The sequence below is a fragment of the Sphingomonas sp. LY29 genome (assembly GCF_035593985.1).
Classification (GTDB): domain Bacteria; phylum Pseudomonadota; class Alphaproteobacteria; order Sphingomonadales; family Sphingomonadaceae; genus Sphingomicrobium.
Genome location: NZ_CP141587.1, coordinates 554,685 through 573,646, shown reverse-complemented (window position 1 = coordinate 573,646; position 18,962 = coordinate 554,685). Strand labels below are relative to the sequence as shown.

The following is an 18,962-nucleotide window of genomic DNA, read 5'->3' as shown; positions in this document are numbered from 1 at the left end:
AGTTGAGTCAGCAGCTACGCCGATCCTATTGGGCAAAACTAGTTCTGGTTCGCGAAGAGTGATTGCTGGTCGGCCATCAACCAGTACATCGGTCACTCGGACACGCAGTTCCCCGCGCGACAAGTCCTCTACGGCATACGGGAATGGCTCATAGTCGCCGCTGTTGTATTCTCCACTTTTAAAGGTAACACTTTGCTTGCCGATCTCACCTCGCGAGGCGGACTTATACAGCCTATCGAGCGCCCTCGCTCCTTCCCGATCAATGCTGGGAAACCTCTGGCAGACGCTCTCTAGAGCCGTAATCTTTGCTGGGCGCTCACGATGTTCCTTGAACGCCAGAACGACGCAACTCGAGGGCAGAGCCGCCGCAATAAGCAAGACGATCACACACCCTTTCCTGATGCGAGACGGAGACTGTTTGGGCGCTCGCTCCTCGGGTCGTAGGTAGCCGTCCTCCTTGAAGAACGACATCAGGCAGACGCCGCGCGATGATTGCAATTGTTTATTCGGCCTTGTGAGTTGAAGTGCCTATGTCCGCAATGGGTCGGACGGGGACATTCGCTCAAGGCTTGTCCGCGCCGCGTCGCCAAGCCCACATCGTGAGGAAGGCAAGTGGGAATACACCCAGTCCGATGACCCAAGCCTCATCAAACAAGAAGTAGATGACGTTTTCAGGCAAGTAGCACGGAGAGTCGAAGCACACTCGTCGGCTGGACGCCCACAGGCTGTAGACGACCATAGTCAGGCCCGTCGCCGCCGCCGCGCGTAGGAGGTCGCGTCTGCTCACCATCGGCGTTTTGATGTCACCCTCTCATGTCCGCAATAGGTGGAAAGCGGACATCAACGCTGCTCGCCAGCGGTGATTGACGTCGCGCAGCTGTGACGTTCGGCAATGCGCTTCGAATACCGGAACTGCTCGGGCGACAATTCCCTGAAGGTAACTCTGCCGCGCTCTGAAGCACCCACAAACTCCGGCGCGCTGATGGTGCCCCATCGGCTCGTTAGGACCTCCTCCGAGATAGCTGCGACGCACTCGATTGACCCCACCATCTGCAGTGACCGGTCACGGGAAGGTACAGCGTCTCCTCGAGGGGAGCACCCACTTACCAGCACGACGAGCGCTCCAGCAAGGAATGGCTGCATGATGTTCATATCAGGAAAAATGCATGGACTGGCCATGTCCGCAATGGGTCGGATGCGGTCATTCACTGGCTCGGTGAATGAATGGCGGGATCTCCGCCCTGGCGCCCCGTAAGCAGACAGTCTGCTAACGGCCAAAAGCCGAACATTTCAGGGTCGATAGCGAACGGCGGCTATGAAGGCGGCCAGCGCAGGGGACTGTTGGCGACGGCTAGGATAATAAAGATGATAGCCCGGGAATGGCGGGCACCAATCTTCGAGTACCGGCAGGAGGTCGCCCCCTTCGATCTTCTCCTGCAAGTAGTCGCGTGGCAGATAGCACATGCCGACACCGTCCACGGCGGCCTGTCGAACGATCGCGATGTCATTGACAACGAACTGCCCGTCGACGCGCACGTTCACGGCACGGCCGTCTTTCTCCAAATCCCAGATCGAATTTCCTCCGCGAGCCTGGTGTCGCAGATTGATGCAGTTGTGGTTGGCAAGGTCGCCGGGCGTCTGCGGCAGTCCGCGCTGCTCGAAATACTTCGGTGAAGCGGCAATCGCCATACGCATGTCTGGCCCGATGGGAACGGCGATCATGTCTTGCGCAAGCGTTTCGCCGAGACGAACCCCCGCGTCGAACCGCTCGGCAACGATGTCGACGAAACCGTTATCGACCATGAGCTCGACCGAGAGGTCGGGATAGAGCAGCATAAGTTTTGCCAAGGCAGGCATGAGGATGCTCTCGGCGGGCTGGTCGCCAGTCGTGATGCGCAAGGTCCCGGCCGGGGTTTCCCGCAATTCCTTCAGTCGAGCGAGCTCGTCAGCGACCTGATCGAAGTTTGGGCCGACGCGCTGTAGCAATCGTTCGCCTGGTTCAGTGGTCGATACGTGACGGCTTGTGCGCGTCAGCAGACGGACGCCAAGCCGCTCCTCAAGCTTTCGGATCGTGTGGCTGAGGGCCGACGGCGAAACGCCGAGCTTTGCAGCCGCTCGAGTAAAACTCTCTTCACGGGCGACGGCAAGAAACGCGACAAGATCGGCCATCATTTCGCGTTGCATCGTTGAATCCTGCTCACTGCCGCATGCCGATCATAGCGTCTAATCCGCATCAAGTGGATGCACTAAATGGGCTGCATGGAAATTGCTCAGCATCACAACTCAGCGCAAAGGCTTTTAGGTGGAGGCCTACGGGGCGGCGGCTGGCCTGCGGTATTCGCACTGTCACTGTGCGTGTCGACGCTGATCGCGTCGGAGTTCATGCCCGTCAGCCTGCTCACACCGATCGCCTCTGGCCTGATGGTCAGCGAAGGCCAGGCGGGGCAGGGCATCGCGGTCTCTGGGCTCTTTGCCGTGATGACGAGCTTGTTCATTGCCTCAGCCAGTAAGAGCCTCGACCGGCGTAATCTGCTGCTGGGTCTCACCATCGCCATGATCGTCTCGGGGGTCATTGTCGCGCTCGCTCCAAACTACGCGGTGTTCATGGTCGGGAGAGCGTTGCTGGGTGTGGTGATTGGCGGCTTCTGGTCAATGTCGACCGCCACGGTCATGCGGCTGGTACCGCAAGATGCGGTCCCGCGTGCGCTCGCCTTGTTGAACGGCGGCAACGCGCTCGCCACCACCATAGCTGCTCCTCTCGGAAGCTATCTGGGTCAATTCGTAGGCTGGCGCGGCGCATTTTTCTGCGTGGTCCCGCTCGCTGTCGTCACCTTCGTGTGGCTCTTCACGTCGCTTCCCAAAATGCCGTCTCCCGAACGTGCGAGCAGAGTTGCGGCCTTCAAGGTGCTTCGCCGTCGGCAGGTACCTCTCGGCATGCTCGCCGTTGCGCTATTCTTCATGGGACAATTTGCCCTGTTCACTTACCTGCGACCGTTCCTCGAACGCGTGACCGCCGTCGACGTCACCACGCTATCCCTGATGCTACTCGGCCTTGGCGCTGCTGGTCTGGTTGGGACCTACGCCATCGGGATTGCGCTGAAGCGAACATTGTATGGGCTGCTGATTTCGATCCCGCTGGTCATGGCCGCGATCGCAGGCGGGCTCGTGGCCGTCGGACACTCACCCATTTTCGTCACCATTCTGCTCGGCCTTTGGGGCTTCGCTGCCACCGCTGCGCCTGTCGCCTGGTGGACATGGGTGAGCAAGGTTTTGCCTGACGAAGCCGAGGCGGGCGGCGGCCTGATGGTCGCAGTCGTCCAACTCGCGATCACGCTGGGCGCGGCTTTGGGAGGGATAATCTTCGACCGCTGGGGTTATCAGGTGACCTTCTTGGCCAGCGCCACCCTGCTGACGTCGTCATCAATCGTCGCATTCGTCGCCGCGCGCTCATCGCCCACTGCCGATCATCGCGCTCCTTATCCCTACGCCGTCACGGCGGCACTCTGAAACCGGAGATTCCGATGCAACATGTCTCAACGAACAGTAGGTCGCCTGGCAGCCGACGTCTTGCCCGGGCCGGGTTTTTCGCGATGGCGGCATTCGCTGCCGTCACTGCCCAACCAGCGCTGGCCCAATCACAACGGAACCAACCCAATGGAGTGACCATGCAGCTCACGCAGACGTGGGACAAAGTCTTCCCAAGGAGCAACAAGGTCGATCATCAGAAGGTCACCTTCACCAATCGCTATGGCATCACCCTCGTTGGCGATCTCTATTTGCCCAAGAGCCGCGGGGATCGTCGTTTGCCGGCGATCGCCGTCGGCGGACCGTTCGGCGCGGTAAAGGAGCAATCGTCCGGCCTGTACGCGCAGACGATGGCAGAGCGCGGGTTCGTCACGCTGGCGTTCGATCCGTCTTACACTGGCGAAAGCGGTGGATCGCCACGCAACGTTGCCTCTCCCGACATCAACACCGAGGATTTCAGCGCCGCCATCGATTACCTTGGTCGGCATGCGTCGGTCGATCGGCAGCGGCTCGGCATTCTTGGCATCTGCGGGTGGGGCGGCATGGCGTTGAACGCGGTGGCTGTCGACAAGCGGGTCAAGGCCGTGGCGGTCAGCACGATGTACGACATGACCCGCGTCATGTCGAAAGGCTACAACGACAGCGTCACGCTGGCGGAGCGAACCAAGACGTTGGAGCAATTGAGCCGCCAACGGTGGGAGGATGCCAGGAACGGCGCGCCCACGTACGGGCCGGCGATGAATGAGCTCAAGGGCGGTGAAGCGCAATTCCTTGTCGACTATCACGACTATTACAAAACCCGTCGGGGCTTCCATCCAAGGTCGGTCAACTCGAACGCGTCGTGGACGGTCACTAATCCGCTGTCGTTCATGAACATGCCGATCCTGACGTATATCAAGGAGATTTCGCCGCGACCGATCCTGTTCGTGCACGGCGAAAAGGCGCACTCGCGTTACTTCAGTGAAACGGCATTCGCCGCGGCCGCGCAGCCGAAGGAATTGGTGATTGTCCCGGGGGCGAGCCACACCGAACTGTACGACCGGGCCAACGTGATCCCATTCGACAAGTTCACTTCCTTCTTTCAGCAGCATTTGGCCGGAGACAAGAAATGAAGACGCTGATTGCAGCCCTCTGCGCGCTCCCGTTGCTGGCCTGTGCGCCTGAAAACGAGCGTGCCCCATCCAGCCAGAATGGGGCCGCCGAAGCTAACGGAAACGCCGTCGAGGCAGCGACGATGGAAGTAAGCCGAGCCGCGGCGCGATCGCCCGCGCCTGGACCGCGCGACTGGTTCACTGGCAGCGTGACAATCACGCCCCTGTTCGAACCGAAAGGTCCGTCGCAGGTTGGCGCGGCTTCGGTGCGTTTCGAAGTAGGGGCGCGTACGGCGTGGCACAAGCATCCCCTCGGCCAGCGTCTCGTCGTCCTCGAAGGCACAGGCTGGACCCAGGTGGAAGGTGGTCCGATCGAGGAAATTCGGGTAGGCGATGTTGTCTGGTGTCCGCCCGACAAGCGGCATTGGCACGGCGCGACGCCGACAACCGCCATGGCCCACGTTGCGATCCAGGAAGCCGAGAACGGCTCACCCGTCGAATGGATGGAACACGTCCCCGATGAGGTCTATCGCGCCGGCCCGGCATGATGCGCCCGGGGGCCGCAATGATTGCCGCTCTTGCTTTCGTCGGATGTGGCTCTTCAACTCCATCTGACGCGGCGAAGGGGAATTCGAGCGCACAAAATAACATCCCCGCAGGGCGGCAATCCAAGACACCGAAAGGATCGACTATGTCCAATCGTGAGGTGGTGATCACGACCGAGGGACGTAAACTGATCGCGCGCTTATCAGACAACGAGGCGGCGCATGCACTCGCAAAAATGTTACCCCTTCACATTCAAATGCGCGATCATCTTCGCCAGGAGAAAACGGGTGAACTACCATCGCCCTTGCCACAGGCGGAACGGCAGAGAGCCTTTTCCGCCGGAACTTTGGGCCTATGGGGCGATCGCGACTTCGTCATTTACTATCGCGATGGAAATGTGCCGGCGCCAGGAATCGTATTCCTTGGGCAAGTTGAAGGCGACCTCTCGCAACTCGACAATGCTGCCGGCCTGGCGATCTCTGTCCGACACGCCGATTAGCCGCCCCCAAAATTCCCGCCCGCTCTTAGTTTCAGCTCAGAGCCGACGGTCTGCTTTCAGCCAGAACCTGATTGAAAGCGGACTGTCCGCTGATGGCCAGATCGAGCCACGGAGCGCAATTAGGGTTACTAGTGATCGCTATGGATGATCGGGGTGGAGACCGGACTCCGCTAACTGCCAGTTTCATTTCTAGTTGATGGCAGTGCCCGTAAAGCTTCGATTTCCCGAGACGTCCGCTCACCGGGATCTGTAGCTATCGCCTCCAGGGTCTCTAGCCTCTGCTGCAAGGTCACGACCAGTTTGCGGAGGCGCTCATTTTCTTCGTCCACTAACTTTAGCGTCTTTACTGGCTTCGCTCGCTCGTCCGTGAGGAATTCAACAAGACCGCACTCAGTGCAGCGGCGCGATGACATGCTTGTTATCTTGGTACTTAAACCGGCCGTCAGGGTAGCCCAGAAGCTTGGCTCCCCGTCCACCCACCCGAGTTTACCGCCGTCACTTTGACTAATAGCGAAGCCCTCGGTCATTTTTCCGCGACACCTCAGACAATCCGTCATTTCATTTCGCCATTTAATGGACTTGGATGCGGCTTAGTCTAGGCTTTTTCGCTCTAGTCTGCGCCGTAAGTCATTCATTCCTATGGTCTTCAGCACCTCGCTAGGTTCGTTAGATTCGAGCAGGCGCGTCAAATGGCCCAATGCCTGGATGGCCAAATCCAGCTCTTGAAGTTGAGAAGGGTGGCGAGCGACGACCGTTGCATCGTCACTGAGAACATTCCCCAGCAATTCGAGATTCCGGGATACGAACGCAAGTTCCTCTGCGATCCGACTCGGTAAGTTGTCGATCACTTCCGGCGATCTAGTTGTCGCCATCCGCACGGGGACCGATGCCTCACCGCGTGTCTCGGCGACCATTCGATCGGCCGTTAGCTGCGCTTCATACTTTGCGCCCGGAATCCAAAGAGCGATATTGATTGGTGCATCGAATTTTAGACCGCCAAAACGCCCTTCATGCCAAACGAGTGTCGCATGCGCTCGCAAGCTTCCTCGAGCTAACGTCACCGCTTCCTCGACCTGCAGAACCGTCCGGGCCTGTAGCAAGGCTCCTGTGGGGGAGAGATTCCTGACTGTCACCGGAATCTGCACGTCTCGCGCGATCAAAACCGCCGACAGAAACGTGTTTGCTCGATTATCTTTGCGACGCAGGTGCTTTGGATCAGGAGGTTTTGCAGCGTCATCCATTGAAGGGTTGTATAGCTAAACGGCGAGCCACGCTTCTGCTTTTATAACTCTGAGTTGAAGGCGCAGCGTGAGGTCGGCCGACTTCTTTCCGATCTCCGCCACCGTGAACTCATCGTCGCGCCGGCGGGTTGAGCAGGGTCGTCCGCGCCTCCTTCGCGCCGCACCTCGAGCATTTTAGGCGCTCACGGATCTCTGCCAAGTGATTCTGACATGTTTTGGTTTTTTCAGTCCAAGGTCGTTTCGCTCACACACGTCATTCTGAGTGACAGTCACGACAAGCTTTTCCCCCGATGGCATGGCATTGCGCGCGTTGATCACGAGATTGAGGAGGGCCAGTTCGGGTCGGTTGAATCGCCCCGTGCTGACGAGAGTTGTTGGGTCAGCTTGATGATGATTGAGATAGTCGGGCTGAGAGAGGGGCAGATCAGGTCGGCCAGGCCATCAAGCAGGTCACCGATATCGACGGCGCGCCGCTGCAACGACTTGCGCCGGGCACAAGTTCGCGAAATGTCGGGCTCGACCATTTGTCTCTATCTGCAAAGCAAGTGGGCGACGTTGAGGCCCCTTTCAACGACATTTGTTTCAGTCATCGAAAATGCTGTCTAGCTAAACGAAAAATGAATGCGCCTCCGAGATTGTGCGTTCACTGTCGTTGTTGCGCCATCTTGGCGCATGCAAAGGGAGAATTGAGATGAAGAAACATCTCTTCGCGCGCGGAATTGTAGGGATTGCAGCGCTGCCCCTCTTTCTTGTTGTCTCGCCTACCATGGGGGTGGCGCAAGACCGCTCCGCAACGGTAACTGGGCAGCGCCTCGATGAAATGACGGAGCGTGTCAGTTACCGGGATCTCAATCTGGCCTTCAAGCCAGACGAGAAAATCCTCTTTCGGCGCGTCGGGTTTGCAGTCCGTCGGATATGTGATCGTCTGCACGAAGGAGTGAGTCCGGCGAGCTACGAAAGCATGGCTTGCTCAAGGGGTGCTTGGCGAGGCGCGCGTCCGCAAATTAAGACTGCTGTTCAGCGCGCCAGGGAGATCGCCTTAACAGGCACGTCTTCTTTGGCTGCAGCAGCGATCACGATTAGTTTCAAATGACCTCTATAGCAGGGTGCTCGCCTGAGTACCCTGCTACTGCAGGCGCCGTTGGACGTAACGGCGGCAATCCCAATCGCTCTCAACTGCGCAAAAGTCATTGACCTAAGCGCAGTGAAAGAAAATGAAGGCACCTTTAAGACTGCGCGAAAGTAGACGATCTATTTCACGCCACTTGCAGCACTATAACTCACATGAGTCCACGGCTGCTTACGGGCGATTGTGAAGCGATGATAGACATCGGGTTGTGGGTCGTCACAAAGCTGACAGCAAGGCCAGTGAGACGGTCGGGTAGTGACGTTGGATCAGCGCCTCGCGTTTTGAATTCTGTTCGAAAAACCAATAATCATGCCGCAGCATTTTCGAGGAACCATCAGCCCATTTCGGGCGCTCCGGGGAAAGCGATGAAGGGACGGACATGGACGAATTTGCCCGGTTGATGAGTATGGAGGGCGTACGTCCTCTCAATCCAACGAACGAGAAACCTCGTCGTCTGACTGAAGCGCCAAGCCCGGTTTCGAGCCAAGGCGTTGTCCAAACGTCGGATTTGCTCTCAGGGGGCCACGCCTGGGTGAGAGGTCCCCGCGCGCGACTTGCACTTGAGACGGCGCTTGAGCGACTTGCCACGGAGATCCGCGACGGTCGTTCTGGCTGGGCGACCGGCATTCATCAGGATGGCAAAACGGTAACGTTGCCTGCCTCTTCAGGAGCGGCGGCGCTACTCGGCACCGCAGATCGCCAATCGCTGCGTCTAATGATTGTTGGCGGCGACGGTTGGACGTTCGTCATGCATCCGCTGATGGGCGTCGCCACTCTAGATGAAGATCCCACTTAGAAGATGGTGACAAGCGGCTAATGGTAGCAATGGTCGGGGGCTGTCAGGAAATCGCAGGCTCGGCAAACCCTGCTGTGGTCGCAGCATACTCCAAGAACAGGGGTCTGCTATCCCCCACATTCTGCAACTTTTATCTCCAGAATTCCACTTCGAATTCTACGTCTCCCATCACCTCCACGCGATGTAGGATTGTTGGCTCAATGACGCCGGCGGGCTTTTCTGGGGTGAGCACAACGGTCGTGTTCTCGCGGCGAACATCGGTTACTAAGTAGCGTAGTCTTCCCTTGCGGACTTGGATCGCTCCCCAAACCCCCGATTTCGTGCTGTGATCACCTTGTAGGGCCATCGGCGTAGTTTGGGCAGTAAACAGCGGTGTGGATTTGTAGTGCGTCAAGCCGCGGGGTATCCGCTGCGCGGGTTTGAGCACCGTCATGACACCGCACTGGATTGCAGGCTCCCGCCGCGCGCAAAACGAATGCCTAACTGGAGACTTTCCGCGATGCGCTCCGCTTTCTCTTGAAGTGCTGCGGCAGCCGCCGGCTCGAACAGCTCCGCTGTGGTCTGACGCCACAGAGATAGCCAGCGATCGAACGACGCGCCGGAAATGCGATCGGCGTGCTGAACGTGAGCTGGCAAGGGGCGGCCCTTATAGCGACCGCTCGTCAACATCACGCTCGACCAGAATGCCTGCAGTTTATGCAAGTGTTCGGACCAGTCGGCAACGGCGTCATTGAACAGCGACCCGATAAGATCGTCGGCACGCACGCGCGCGTAAAATCGCTCGATCAATTGCTGAAGCGACCTTTCGTCGATCATCGCGTATAGTACGCTGCCCCCCGTCACCATTAGGCAACCTGCTTCCACACCGGTTGCAATTCCTGGTGCGGCGGACAGGGCGCGATCACGCCGCGGTCGGGAAGGCCGGCAAGTTCGTTCGCGAAGCTGTGGTTGACGTCGCGGTGATGAGCCTCGTCAGCACGCACGACCAACACCACATCCCGCAGCGTGGCGTCATCGGCCAGTCCCCAGTATTGCTTGGCGATGGCGGGGGCGGGCACATTGGGCGACCGGCCTTCGTCGATTTCGGCGAGGTAGTGGGTATAGCTGATGACCGCTTCCTCTTCGAAATAACCGACGACGCGGTGCGCGGTCTTCGAGCTGACCAGGTAAAGCGCGAAAAAGAATAGGTAGAACACCCATTGCACGCCGATGATGACGGCGCGTTCAAACATCGTAGGCTTCGACACCTCGATGAAGGTCATGAGGTGCATCCGTTCGTTCTCGGCCTCATCCATGAGCGTCTTGATCCAGCCCTTATCGTCGCACATGCGCCGCAGGCAGGCGAGATGGTTGATCGTTGCGCCAACCATGCCTGGAACCGCCGCGACGGTTTCCAGAACGACTGCACGATGGCCGTAGCGCTCGGCAAAGAAGGTATCGGCGGTCCACCGTAATACTTTCGTGAAGCCAATGGCGATGCGATCGGAAAGGCCGCGCGGCGCATGATGGACACTAAGATCGACGAACGGTGCGGACATCGTGAAAAACTCCCTTGGATCCCCCGAGACGTGCCGGGCCGGGATCGATTAGCGGGGCGCACGGATCCGACCCATTCCGATCATCCCCCTAGGTAGGATTACGTAGGTCGCGGGGCGGGGCGCTGCGCGCTATGCAGTCCGCATGAGCAGTCTGCCAATGTCTCTGTCGCCATTCCAGCTCGTTCATGCGACCAAAGGTCGTGCGCTTGCCCTTTCGGCGATAGCACTCGCAGGCGGGGCTGCGCTCAGGCTCAGTTTCGATCCAGTGCTTGGCCGGGAGGCAACGTTCCTGCTGTTCGTTCCAGCCGTTGTGATCGCGGCGGCGTTTGCGGGGTTTGTCCCGGGGCTGGTCATCGGGCTGTTAGGGGCAGGGCTAGGCCTATTCTGCGACGCGCAGGGCGGCGCATTGACCGTGAGTAGTTATGTCGCCGCCGGAGCGTTCGTCCTCGTGTCAGTCGCGGTGTCCGTAGGCGGTGAATGGTTTCAGCGCGCACGTGGCGAGGCGCTACGCGTAAATTATGACCTAATGCGCCGGGAAGCGCATCTGCGATCAATCCTGGAGACGGTGCCCGACGCCATGGTCGTCATCGACGATGCCGGGCTGATCAGGGACTTCAGTCAAACCGCCGAGCGATTGTTCGGGTACGGCGCGTCCGACGTTTTTGGGCGTAATGTCAGCATGCTGATGCCGTCGCCGCATCGCGAGGCCCACGACAGTTACTTGAAGCGCTATTACGACACCGGTGAGCGGCGCATCATTGGGCTCGGCCGGGTCGTGGTCGGTGAGCGGCGCGACGGATCTACCTTTCCGATGGAGCTGGCGGTCGGCGAAATGCGTATCGATGAGCATCGCTACTTTACCGGTTTCATTCGCGATCTTACGGAAAGGCAACAGACTGAGGCACGAATGCAGGAGCTGCAGACCGAGCTGGTGCATGTCTCTCGATTGACCGCGCTCGGCGAAATGGCCTCGGCGCTGGCGCACGAAATAAATCAGCCGCTGTCGGCGATTGCCAACTATCTGAAGGGTAGCGTTTTGCTGCTCAAGCGTATCGATGTCCCGCTGGACAAGATCAGTGATGCCGTCGAGCGCGCATCGGCCGAGGCGTTGCGTGCCGGTGAGATCATCCGGCGGCTCCGTGAATTCGTATCGAGAGGCGAGACCGAGCGCCGATCCGAAAGCTTGTCCAAACTTATCGAGGAAGCGAGCGCGCTCGCGTTGGTTGGTGCAAAGCAGCATGGCATTCGCGTCTCGATGCAATTCGATCCTTCCGTGGATCGTGTCGTCGTCGATAAGGTCCAGATTCAGCAGGTGGTACTAAACCTTATCCGCAATGCGATGGATTCGATGGAGGGCGGCGGCGTGAAGGCACTCGATCTTACGGTGCGACGCGATGACGATGGACGAGCGCTGACAGCGGTCGGCGACACCGGCGGCGGGATCGACGAGGTCGCGCTGGAGCGCCTGTTCCAGCCTTTCTTCACGACTAAGTCGTCGGGCATGGGTGTGGGCTTGTCGATCTCCCGCACGATCATCGAAGCGCATGGAGGACATCTCCGCGCCCGCAATCGCGATGGTGGAGGTGCGCTCTTTGAATTTTCCCTGCCAACCGAAAAGGATGCGGCCGCATGACTGAGGGGCCGGTTGTATACGTTATTGATGACGATGAAGCCGCGCGCCACTCGCTCAAGTTCCTGATCGAGTGCGCTGGTCATGCAGTGCGCGATTTTGAAAGTGCGACCACCTTCCTCGCCACGCTAGGCGATGGAGGCCTCCCCGCCCCGGGCTGCATTGTGACCGACGTTCGCATGCCCGAGATGACGGGGGTCGAATTGGTCGATGAACTTAACCGACGAAAAATTCCGGACCCCGTGATCGTTATCACCGGTCATGCCGATGTGCCGATGGCAATTCAGGCGATGAAGTCGGGGGTGTCGGACTTCATCGAAAAGCCGTTCGCCGACGACATCATCCTTTCGGCCATTGATGCGGCGCTCGCCAAGAGGACTGCTTCGGTTGATGCGCAGGAGGAGCGGCGGGGAATCCAGTGTCGGATTGATGCGCTGTCTGGACGCGAGCGCGAGGTGCTCGACGCGCTGGTCGACGGGAAACCCAACAAGATCATTGCCTTTGATCTCGGAATCAGCGCTCGGACGGTCGAAGTCTACCGCGCAAATGTGATGAGTAAGATGCAGGTGAAGAGCCTGTCGGAACTTGTGAGGCTAGCGCTCGCGGCGGGGGAGGCGAGCCTCTAGCCTCGCTCTAGATCGATAAAGCGATTACGATCGCAATTGCCAGAATTCCAATGGTAAGCAGAACGGGTACAATAAGTATCTGAACGAGCGCCGACCCTCCGGAGCAGTGCCCGGTATAGGTTTCCAATCCTGTCGCCATGAATCGCTCCATCGAAACGCGCTCACTTTGGTCCGGCTCCTGCGACAGGATCAGCCGCGGGACCGTGAAGAACGCGACGACGAACAGGCCGGCAATCACCAATGCAAATGCTGACTGACCCGGACCGGCCGTGGCGATGGCGAGCGCAGCGATGAGCCCGAGATAACTCGCAAACAAAAGCGCACCGACCGTAACGGGAATGTCAGGCGCTGCCGGCGCCGGCCGAAACGGACCGGCATCATGGACGACGCTCGGCGTCGGCGGAGATTTTGTCGAAATCCGATTAAGAACCGGCCAGACGCCTTCGTCCCTGTCGAATTGCTCTGCCTGCGTGGTTGCCTCGCGAAACATCGTCTTCCTCTCGTCTGATGAACGGTGGAGGATTAGGCTGGGACGAAGTCGCCGGGAATTTGGGTGATCAACTTAAGGGTTATTACGGAAGCGCGCGAGCCATGCCATCCGGCAGCGGCGAAGAGCAAGGACCCGCACAAACGGTTGCGCAATGAGGGCGCGAGAAATTAGAGATCCTTTGGGGCGAACTAGATTTGCTCAGTGTCCTGAATTGTCGGCCGCGCTGCCATCAGATCGTATTGTTCGGCCAGCTTAAGGCAGACCGCTCGGTCAATGTTGCTACGAGCCCGGGAAGCTTGCTTGCGCTCCTGCGCGGCGCGCATCCGGTAGTAATCGGCATACTGTCCAGTACGGATCATCGTTGATCTCCCCTGTGACTCACCTCCGAAGACGCAAAAGTGCAAAAAGGAATACTTTTTCGTGAAATGGTAATCAATAAACTGGATCAGGTTCATCCCCCACGGCGATTGCTCCGATGCTGCCGCCGACCATCATCGCATCAGCGCAGGGTGAAGCCGTTGTGCAGTGGGAGGCCAGTCGTTGGCCAGTTTAGACAAAGGCGGGCGATCACTCGAGGAGTTCGTTACCCGTGGCGGACCTGCGCCGCTGCTAGGTCCTCCCGAAGTCTTTTTATCGCGGCTTCGTGCTTTGTCTCGGCCACCTCGCGGCTTCGCGCCAGCCGATTGATCGCTGCGTCCCGCTTGGCCAAGTCGGCGTCGCGCGCTGCTTCGGCGGCGGCTAGCTTGCGTTCGGAAGTGGCGAGGGCACGCTTGCGCTTGACGCGATCGTCTTTGGCTCTCCGCGGCACAGCGCGCCTTTCGAGTTCGGAACCCTTCGTCCGCCGCTTCTGGAGAACTGTCCCGGGGGATTTGGAGGCTTCGGCCAGGATCGCGTCGTCGTCGGCCTGCTCAGCCGCGCCCATCGCGAACAGGTCTGTTCGAGCGCCCCACGCCTTGAGCGCAGCTGATCGGCTGGTGGCAGCGACGTAACGGTCGTGGAAGCCGCTGGTCACCTTGAACAACTTGAGTCTTGGCACCAGCGGCCTCCCGTCAGGCCATCATGAAGCCAGCCTTGTTGACGTCCGACGTGATCTTCTCGTCGAGCTCGTCGTCTATTTCCGAGCGGAGGCGCGGGAAGATGACGTCCTCCTCCAGCCGGGCATGCGCCGCAACCGAATTGCGGAAATCTCGCATGATCGAGATCCAGTCGGGCGATGTGACCTCCGTATTGTGCAGGCGGTAGAGAAATGTCTTCACTTCGCCATGCTCGGTCTCGAGTTGCTCGGCGTCCGACTGGCTGTTCGCTTCGCGAAGCGCGGGATAGACGACATGCTCCTCCGCATAGGCATGCTTGTCGAGCGCATGGCCGATTTGCATCAGCAGTAGCGCGCGCTTCTTCTTGTCGGTCTCGTTGGTCGCGAGTGCCTTATCGAACAGTGCGAGAACCATCTTATGCTCCGCGGCTAGGCTTTCAGCCCAACTACCTTTGCGGGCACTCATGCCCTGTACGGCTAGTTTTCGGCTAAGGTTGGCAGCAACGGCGATAGCCGCCCCTGCCACCGCTGCGCCGATGAATGCGCCAGTCGATCCGCTGGAATTATCGGAGCCTGAGCGAGATGTCTGCGCTGATCTGCCGGCTGCAGGTGCCGTGCGGCTGCGGCTCGTGCTTTTGGGTGTGGAAGTGGTGACCATGATGAAACTCCCTTGCGTGATAGGTGAGAAACCGTGCGCAATCAGTGTCGTTCCGATCCGATGGCGGTCTTAACGGGAGGGGCCGCCGCGAAGCTCAAATCTTTAGTCGCATGGTAGATTTTGCATGACCGTAAGCTGACAGTCCGCTTTTCCCCGAAATAGAGTAAAGTGGGATGCGAGCTGCGCCGGTCTAGCTGTAGCGCCGCGGGCTGCGAGCCAAATCAGCGTCGATGCAAAGCGGCGATGGCTGCCTCAAAATTGTCGGATACGAAGTAAAGCGGCTGCATCGCATCATGGCGATATGGCGAAGCCGTCGCCGCCTCGAAGGTGAAGCGTCGACGATCGATGGAGGGATCCTCGAGACTTGCGCGCGCCTCTCCGAAACTTGACGCAAGACCAGCACCGAGGATGCGAAGCTCGCCGTCTTCCTTGCACAGGCCGAATTCAACGGTGTGCCAGTAGAGACGCGCGACCACCTGACCTTCACCGGAAGCGATTGCCTCCAGGCCAAACTCGCCGACCGACCGCATCGCCGACGCCATCCGCGGGTCCGCGAGCATGGGCACGTGACCGAAAATGTCGTGGAAGCAGTCGGGCTCTTTCAGATAGTCCATCTGCGTCCTGCTTCGAATGAAGTTGCCGATCGGGAACAGCCGTGCGGCGAGCATGGCGAAGAACGCTTCATCGGGGACGAGACCCGCGACCGACACGCAGCGCCAACCAGTCCGCTCGACAAGTCGCTCGTTCAAGCGTGACAGGTTGGGCACACCAGGGTCACGAAGACCCAATTCGTCGACCCCCTCGAAGAAGGGGCTGACGACACGGCCGCGAAGAAGCTGCATCTGCCGGGCGAAGAGCTCATCCCAAACGGCGTGGTCGTCGGGCGTGAACGTCGTCCACGACTGATCGACCAAGAACCTTTGCCAGTGCGAGCTACGGGCCGCATTGTTGACTTCAGCGAGCATCACAAATTCTCCAGGCACAAAAAAACCCGCCGGACGGTGTCGGGCGGGCGGGCGGTTGCTTGTCAATCAGACGCGCGTCAGCTGCTTCCCACCGTGAAGGGGCGATAATAGCTGGCGCGGGCGATCAAGAAGGTCATCGAGGCCTGTTATCATCCAGCGTAGGTGAATGCCAGATTGCCATGTCGACGGACTGATCGCGATGCAGCAGGCGAAAAACCTAGACGAGGGCAGGGCTGTGTCCCGAAACAAGGGGGAGGGGCAGCACAAAACGTCCGTTACGAGGGGAAGCGGACTCAGGAGACCCCCAGAAGCGTTCGGTTGCATTAGCTTGACTTTACGCGGCGGCCCTCCGACCAAATGGTCGCGGGGAAACGGGGGGACAATCCATGCATCGCAATCTCTTGGTGGTCATGGCCTGCGCCTGCCTGATCCTCGGAGGTTGCTCATCGCGGCCGCGTGAGTTCAAACCGACTCTCGCAGCGCCACAATCTAACCTTGCCGCGTTCGACCAGGCCTATGCGATCTGCAACCAGCTGCTTGTGGAAGGCAAGCTTGACCAAAAGGGCCGCTCCGCCTCGCTCGGTGTGGGTGCGGCGGCAGGCGCGACGACCGCTGCCGTCGGTCTCGGAACAGGAGCCGCGATCGGCGGATATGGCGGGCTCGCTGCAGCGTCAGCGACAATTGTACTGCTGCCCTTTGCAATTGTCGGCGGGGCATGGGGCATGGCTAAGATGAAGCGCGCCAAGAGGGAAAAAGCGATCATGACAGCAGTGACCGGTTGTCTCCATGAACGCGGTTTTGATGTCGCCGGCTGGAAGAAAGCGCCCCAGAACGAGCGCGGCACCACGGCTGTCATCACCGCCGAATGATCGTGGCCCTGACCGCCTGATCTAATTCAGGCTACCGATCGAGCCGAAACCGAATGTTCGCTGTGGATCGATAGCCACATAGCGAAAGACACGTCGAACGCGATGCGGACGATGGAAAATGCTCCTGAACAGAAAGTACTCAAATTGAGGGCCCTATCGAAGACGTAGCGGCCTTAGTCAGCGCGTTTTCGCGCTTTTAACTTCACCCTAAAGATAGACGTGCCCTCCGGCACTTCTCGGGCGCGCCAGCGCCGAGGGCGGTGAATTGACGCTTCCATCATGGCTGCTCATCCGCAGGTTCCACGGTTTTCGCGGTTCAAAAATCTCGAAATTCGGTCACTCGCGGGGTCGCTAAGTCACCTTGGCATTCTCGTTGCGAACTTTAGCCTCAGCAACCCTTTCAAGGCCAGCTATGATCTCATCCAGGCGCGCCGCACTTTGTAGATGCATCCGTCGGACATTCGGAAGAGAGGCTGCCTCCGCATATATGCGCGCTTCTTCCGCCATTCTTCTATACTGATCGACGACGCCGCTCATGAGTTCTCCATAAGGGCTTTTGTCAGCGACAGCTGCACCATGTCAAAACTGTAAGGTTTTTGGACCCTTACAGATTGTCGCCACTCTTCCGGCATCGACCAATCAGCATATCCGCTGGTGAGGACGAAAGGTATCTGCCTGTCTGACAAGATCTTTAGAAGAGCGAAGGCTTTCGTGCCGCGGATGTTGAGGTCGACTAGGGCGGCGTCGACCATCTCGTTCTCGCAGAGTTGACGAGCATCGGCCATGTTGCCCACCGGACCGAGGACAATGCAGCCTAGGTCTACCAAAATGTCAGCTGCAGCGGTGGCAATTAAGGGAGAGTCTTCAATAACAAGGACCCTCTTACCGGTTAAAACCATCATGCCGCCTTTCAAGGTCTCATGGGCCAAAACGTGCAAAGTACCCAAGCGATGCAAAAACCTATTGCGGCAGATTTAGAGTCTCTGGGGAAACAAACGCTCTTGCAGAGGACCGAAACGTGCACGGAGGCGCCAAGCCTTCTCTCCGTGAAAGGAAGCAAATCATGCGTAATCGCAAATTTGTTGTAACCGCCGGAGCTTCTTCACCAATACGGCGCTCAGCCGGCCAATCTCTTCCTCAAATCGTCGGGCGCTAAGCAATTCAGGTGCCCGACTGCCGCATTGGGAAACGACAGGGCATTTGCAATTTCATAACTGAGCGTCTGAATCTCGCAATCCGCACCGGGAAGCAGACTCACCGCTTTCGGGAAAGTCCGGCCAGGAAGTGTCATCTCGCCCGCTTTTCTCGCTACAAACTGTTTGAGCGTCTAGATCGGTCGTTCTCGTTCGCTTAGAGAGGCGATGTGCAAACGAATGACGACGAAACCTTAGCCTTCATCGCCTCAACGTTCACCTCGATCTGGGCTCTTGAGTTACTTTTCACCCTGAAGCGCGCGGGTGGAGCGTGTAGTCGAAACATCTTGATCGAGCGCTTGCGCGCGAGTGATCACGTGGTTTCACAAGCTCTCGAAAGCCTCTCGGCGGCAGGCCTAGTGTCCTGCGACACAGGAACGGCGATCTACATGCCTTGTAGTAGGCTGGTGGCTGCAAGTGTGGAACGAGCAGAAGATCTCTATCAGCGGAAGCCGAACTCGATACGGCGCGCGATCGTTCAGTTCCAATCCCGTAGTCTGGCTGCCTTCTCAGACGCCTTTAAGCTGGGGAAATCGAACGATGAATGACCTCTTACCGGCGATCGTTTACGTGCTGTGCTTGCTGACGAGCATGGCCTGCGCCTTTGTCCTCGTTCGTAGTTTTCGCAAGAATAGAATGCCTCTGCTATTTTGGAGCGGTGTTTGTTTCACTTTTTTGGCAGCAAACAATCTGGTGTTGGTTCTGGATCACTTAGTCTGGCCCGATGCGGACTTGCGAGTGATAAGATTGGGCTTCTCGCTTTTGGCGGCCGTATCGATGCTTTGGGGCGCAATTTGGTGCGTAGCAAAGGACGCGGAATGACGAACCTTTTGACGTTCCTGTCGGGCAGCGTCGTAGCTTGCTTTGCGGTTTGCAGCTTGGTCTTTCTGTCGTTCTGGAGACAGTCTCGCGACAATCTGTTTTTGGCCTTCGCGTTGGCGTTTGCCTTCTTGGGAGCGGGGCAGGCTACGTCCGCCCTTCTCGACATTCCGACAGAGGATCGCGGATACATTTATCTTTTTCGGCTGACGGCCTTCGGCATCATCCTAATCGCAGTCGGTCGAAAAAATTTCGGGCGCTCCTGACGTCATTGGTCGGTGGAGCCTTCGCTTGATGCTGTTTGATTACGGCTG

Annotated in this window: 25 protein-coding genes; 11 read left to right on the top strand and 14 right to left on the bottom strand. The window is 58.6% G+C overall.

Features of this window, described 5'->3' with window-relative positions; all coding sequences use genetic code 11:
- Positions 1–562: 562 nt before the first annotated feature.
- A complete protein-coding gene (locus SH584_RS12675; RefSeq protein ID WP_416385145.1) occupies positions 563–790 on the bottom strand; it encodes a twin-arginine translocation signal domain-containing protein in 228 nt (75 codons plus the stop codon).
- A gap of 500 nt (positions 791–1,290) precedes the next feature.
- Positions 1,291–2,184: a LysR family transcriptional regulator gene (locus SH584_RS02805; protein ID WP_324808387.1), complete on the bottom strand. Its 894-nt coding sequence runs from the start codon at positions 2,182–2,184 to the stop codon at positions 1,291–1,293.
- A 171-nt stretch (positions 2,185–2,355) separates the two neighbouring features.
- On the opposite strand from SH584_RS02805, the gene SH584_RS02800 reads away from it, so the two are divergent.
- From SH584_RS02800 to SH584_RS02785, 4 genes are all read left to right on the top strand, one after another.
- Entirely contained in the window at positions 2,356–3,507 is a 1,152-nt protein-coding gene (locus SH584_RS02800; RefSeq protein ID WP_324808385.1) for an MFS transporter, read from the top strand.
- A gap of 158 nt (positions 3,508–3,665) precedes the next feature.
- The gene (locus tag SH584_RS02795) at positions 3,666–4,637 is read left to right on the top strand and encodes an alpha/beta hydrolase (RefSeq protein ID WP_324808383.1); all 972 of its coding nucleotides are present in this window, start codon (positions 3,666–3,668) and stop codon (positions 4,635–4,637) included.
- Positions 4,634–5,164 carry a (R)-mandelonitrile lyase gene (locus SH584_RS02790; RefSeq protein WP_324808381.1) on the top strand — a complete coding sequence of 177 codons (531 nt, stop codon included), beginning with the start codon at positions 4,634–4,636 and terminating at the stop codon, positions 5,162–5,164. Before SH584_RS02795 ends, SH584_RS02790 begins: the two co-directional genes overlap by 4 nt.
- A 143-nt stretch (positions 5,165–5,307) precedes the next feature.
- Positions 5,308–5,661: a cyclophilin-like fold protein gene (locus SH584_RS02785; protein WP_324808379.1), complete on the top strand. Its 354-nt coding sequence runs from the start codon at positions 5,308–5,310 to the stop codon at positions 5,659–5,661.
- A 590-nt stretch (positions 5,662–6,251) separates the two neighbouring features.
- Here SH584_RS02785 and SH584_RS02780 read toward each other — a convergent pair.
- On the bottom strand, positions 6,252–6,902 hold the full coding sequence (locus tag SH584_RS02780; protein ID WP_322842722.1) for a hypothetical protein: 651 nt from the start codon (positions 6,900–6,902) through the stop codon (positions 6,252–6,254).
- 314 nt (positions 6,903–7,216) lie between these two features.
- The gene (locus SH584_RS02775; RefSeq protein WP_324808377.1) at positions 7,217–7,426 is read right to left on the bottom strand and encodes a hypothetical protein; all 210 of its coding nucleotides are present in this window, start codon (positions 7,424–7,426) and stop codon (positions 7,217–7,219) included.
- Between the two features lie 167 nt (positions 7,427–7,593).
- Between SH584_RS02775 and SH584_RS02770 the strand changes: the two genes are divergently transcribed.
- Together SH584_RS02770 and SH584_RS02765 are read left to right on the top strand one after the other, a co-directional pair.
- The gene (locus SH584_RS02770) at positions 7,594–7,995 is read left to right on the top strand and encodes a UrcA family protein (protein ID WP_324808375.1); all 402 of its coding nucleotides are present in this window, start codon (positions 7,594–7,596) and stop codon (positions 7,993–7,995) included.
- Between the two features lie 415 nt (positions 7,996–8,410).
- The gene (locus SH584_RS02765; protein ID WP_322842719.1) at positions 8,411–8,827 is read left to right on the top strand and encodes a hypothetical protein; all 417 of its coding nucleotides are present in this window, start codon (positions 8,411–8,413) and stop codon (positions 8,825–8,827) included.
- A 130-nt stretch (positions 8,828–8,957) separates the two neighbouring features.
- Here the strand turns inward: SH584_RS02765 and SH584_RS02760 are convergent, their stop codons facing one another.
- Genes SH584_RS02760 through SH584_RS02750 form a run of 3 tightly spaced genes read right to left on the bottom strand, consistent with a single transcriptional unit; the run spans position 8,958 to position 10,365 of the window.
- Entirely contained in the window at positions 8,958–9,260 is a 303-nt protein-coding gene (locus tag SH584_RS02760; RefSeq protein WP_324808373.1) for a TehB family protein, read from the bottom strand.
- Positions 9,257–9,643, bottom strand: coding sequence for a group III truncated hemoglobin (locus SH584_RS02755; RefSeq protein ID WP_324808371.1), 387 nt, complete (start codon positions 9,641–9,643; stop codon positions 9,257–9,259). Before SH584_RS02755 ends, SH584_RS02760 begins: the two co-directional genes overlap by 4 nt.
- Before the next feature lie 29 nt (positions 9,644–9,672).
- Complete coding sequence (locus tag SH584_RS02750; protein WP_322842716.1) at positions 9,673–10,365, bottom strand: alternative oxidase; 693 nt, start codon at positions 10,363–10,365, stop codon at positions 9,673–9,675.
- 265 nt (positions 10,366–10,630) lie between these two features.
- Here SH584_RS02750 and SH584_RS02745 point away from each other — a divergent pair, with 265 nt between their 5' ends.
- A complete protein-coding gene (locus tag SH584_RS02745) occupies positions 10,631–11,998 on the top strand; it encodes a sensor histidine kinase (RefSeq protein WP_324808368.1) in 1,368 nt (455 codons plus the stop codon).
- The gene (gene fixJ, locus SH584_RS02740; protein ID WP_324808366.1) at positions 11,995–12,621 is read left to right on the top strand and encodes a response regulator FixJ; all 627 of its coding nucleotides are present in this window, start codon (positions 11,995–11,997) and stop codon (positions 12,619–12,621) included. Before SH584_RS02745 ends, fixJ begins: the two co-directional genes overlap by 4 nt.
- 7 nt (positions 12,622–12,628) lie before the next feature.
- Here fixJ and SH584_RS02735 read toward each other — a convergent pair whose 3' ends face one another.
- The 5 genes from SH584_RS02735 to SH584_RS02715 form a co-directional block, all read right to left on the bottom strand.
- Complete coding sequence (locus tag SH584_RS02735; protein ID WP_324808364.1) at positions 12,629–13,111, bottom strand: hypothetical protein; 483 nt, start codon at positions 13,109–13,111, stop codon at positions 12,629–12,631.
- Between the two features lie 188 nt (positions 13,112–13,299).
- Positions 13,300–13,566, bottom strand: a complete 267-nt coding sequence (locus tag SH584_RS02730) for a hypothetical protein (protein WP_324808362.1) — start codon at positions 13,564–13,566, stop codon at positions 13,300–13,302.
- A 128-nt stretch (positions 13,567–13,694) separates the two neighbouring features.
- Positions 13,695–14,147: a hypothetical protein gene (locus SH584_RS02725; RefSeq protein WP_324808360.1), complete on the bottom strand. Its 453-nt coding sequence runs from the start codon at positions 14,145–14,147 to the stop codon at positions 13,695–13,697.
- A 13-nt stretch (positions 14,148–14,160) separates the two neighbouring features.
- A complete protein-coding gene (locus SH584_RS02720) occupies positions 14,161–14,610 on the bottom strand; it encodes a hemerythrin domain-containing protein (RefSeq protein ID WP_324808359.1) in 450 nt (149 codons plus the stop codon).
- Positions 14,611–15,023: 413 nt separating this feature from the next.
- Positions 15,024–15,767: a phenylalanine 4-monooxygenase gene (locus tag SH584_RS02715; protein ID WP_324808357.1), complete on the bottom strand. Its 744-nt coding sequence runs from the start codon at positions 15,765–15,767 to the stop codon at positions 15,024–15,026.
- 386 nt (positions 15,768–16,153) lie between these two features.
- On the opposite strand from SH584_RS02715, the gene SH584_RS02710 reads away from it, so the two are divergent.
- Positions 16,154–16,636, top strand: a complete 483-nt coding sequence (locus tag SH584_RS02710) for a hypothetical protein (protein ID WP_322840308.1) — start codon at positions 16,154–16,156, stop codon at positions 16,634–16,636.
- A gap of 351 nt (positions 16,637–16,987) precedes the next feature.
- Here the strand turns inward: SH584_RS02710 and SH584_RS02705 are convergent, their stop codons facing one another.
- Both SH584_RS02705 and SH584_RS02700 read right to left on the bottom strand, forming a co-directional pair.
- On the bottom strand, positions 16,988–17,173 hold the full coding sequence (locus SH584_RS02705; RefSeq protein ID WP_324808354.1) for a hypothetical protein: 186 nt from the start codon (positions 17,171–17,173) through the stop codon (positions 16,988–16,990).
- Positions 17,170–17,565, bottom strand: coding sequence for a response regulator (locus SH584_RS02700; protein ID WP_324808352.1), 396 nt, complete (start codon positions 17,563–17,565; stop codon positions 17,170–17,172). Before SH584_RS02700 ends, SH584_RS02705 begins: the two co-directional genes overlap by 4 nt.
- Positions 17,566–18,369: 804 nt before the next feature.
- Between SH584_RS02700 and SH584_RS12670 the strand changes: the two genes are divergently transcribed.
- Complete coding sequence (locus SH584_RS12670; RefSeq protein ID WP_416385144.1) at positions 18,370–18,651, top strand: DUF5985 family protein; 282 nt, start codon at positions 18,370–18,372, stop codon at positions 18,649–18,651.
- Positions 18,648–18,914: a DUF5985 family protein gene (locus SH584_RS02695; RefSeq protein WP_324808350.1), complete on the top strand. Its 267-nt coding sequence runs from the start codon at positions 18,648–18,650 to the stop codon at positions 18,912–18,914. Before SH584_RS12670 ends, SH584_RS02695 begins: the two co-directional genes overlap by 4 nt.
- Positions 18,915–18,962: the final 48 nt, after the last annotated feature.

Coding starts and splice junctions, on each gene's coding strand:
- SH584_RS12675 (WP_416385145.1), bottom strand. CDS start 790: ATGGTGAGCAGACGCGACCTCCTACGCGCGGCGGCGGCGACGGGCCTG.
- SH584_RS02805 (WP_324808387.1), bottom strand. CDS start 2,184: ATGCAACGCGAAATGATGGCCGATCTTGTCGCGTTTCTTGCCGTCGCC.
- SH584_RS02795 (WP_324808383.1), top strand. CDS start 3,666: ATGCAGCTCACGCAGACGTGGGACAAAGTCTTCCCAAGGAGCAACAAG.
- SH584_RS02790 (WP_324808381.1), top strand. CDS start 4,634: ATGAAGACGCTGATTGCAGCCCTCTGCGCGCTCCCGTTGCTGGCCTGT.
- SH584_RS02785 (WP_324808379.1), top strand. CDS start 5,308: ATGTCCAATCGTGAGGTGGTGATCACGACCGAGGGACGTAAACTGATC.
- SH584_RS02780 (WP_322842722.1), bottom strand. CDS start 6,902: ATGGATGACGCTGCAAAACCTCCTGATCCAAAGCACCTGCGTCGCAAA.
- SH584_RS02775 (WP_324808377.1), bottom strand. CDS start 7,426: ATGGTCGAGCCCGACATTTCGCGAACTTGTGCCCGGCGCAAGTCGTTG.
- SH584_RS02770 (WP_324808375.1), top strand. CDS start 7,594: ATGAAGAAACATCTCTTCGCGCGCGGAATTGTAGGGATTGCAGCGCTG.
- SH584_RS02765 (WP_322842719.1), top strand. CDS start 8,411: ATGGACGAATTTGCCCGGTTGATGAGTATGGAGGGCGTACGTCCTCTC.
- SH584_RS02760 (WP_324808373.1), bottom strand. CDS start 9,260: ATGACGGTGCTCAAACCCGCGCAGCGGATACCCCGCGGCTTGACGCAC.
- SH584_RS02755 (WP_324808371.1), bottom strand. CDS start 9,643: ATGATCGACGAAAGGTCGCTTCAGCAATTGATCGAGCGATTTTACGCG.
- SH584_RS02750 (WP_322842716.1), bottom strand. CDS start 10,365: ATGTCCGCACCGTTCGTCGATCTTAGTGTCCATCATGCGCCGCGCGGC.
- fixJ (WP_324808366.1), top strand. CDS start 11,995: ATGACTGAGGGGCCGGTTGTATACGTTATTGATGACGATGAAGCCGCG.
- SH584_RS02735 (WP_324808364.1), bottom strand. CDS start 13,111: ATGTTTCGCGAGGCAACCACGCAGGCAGAGCAATTCGACAGGGACGAA.
- SH584_RS02730 (WP_324808362.1), bottom strand. CDS start 13,566: ATGAACCTGATCCAGTTTATTGATTACCATTTCACGAAAAAGTATTCC.
- SH584_RS02720 (WP_324808359.1), bottom strand. CDS start 14,610: ATGAGTGCCCGCAAAGGTAGTTGGGCTGAAAGCCTAGCCGCGGAGCAT.
- SH584_RS02715 (WP_324808357.1), bottom strand. CDS start 15,767: ATGCTCGCTGAAGTCAACAATGCGGCCCGTAGCTCGCACTGGCAAAGG.
- SH584_RS02710 (WP_322840308.1), top strand. CDS start 16,154: ATGCATCGCAATCTCTTGGTGGTCATGGCCTGCGCCTGCCTGATCCTC.
- SH584_RS02705 (WP_324808354.1), bottom strand. CDS start 17,173: ATGAGCGGCGTCGTCGATCAGTATAGAAGAATGGCGGAAGAAGCGCGC.
- SH584_RS12670 (WP_416385144.1), top strand. CDS start 18,370: ATGAATGACCTCTTACCGGCGATCGTTTACGTGCTGTGCTTGCTGACG.
- SH584_RS02695 (WP_324808350.1), top strand. CDS start 18,648: ATGACGAACCTTTTGACGTTCCTGTCGGGCAGCGTCGTAGCTTGCTTT.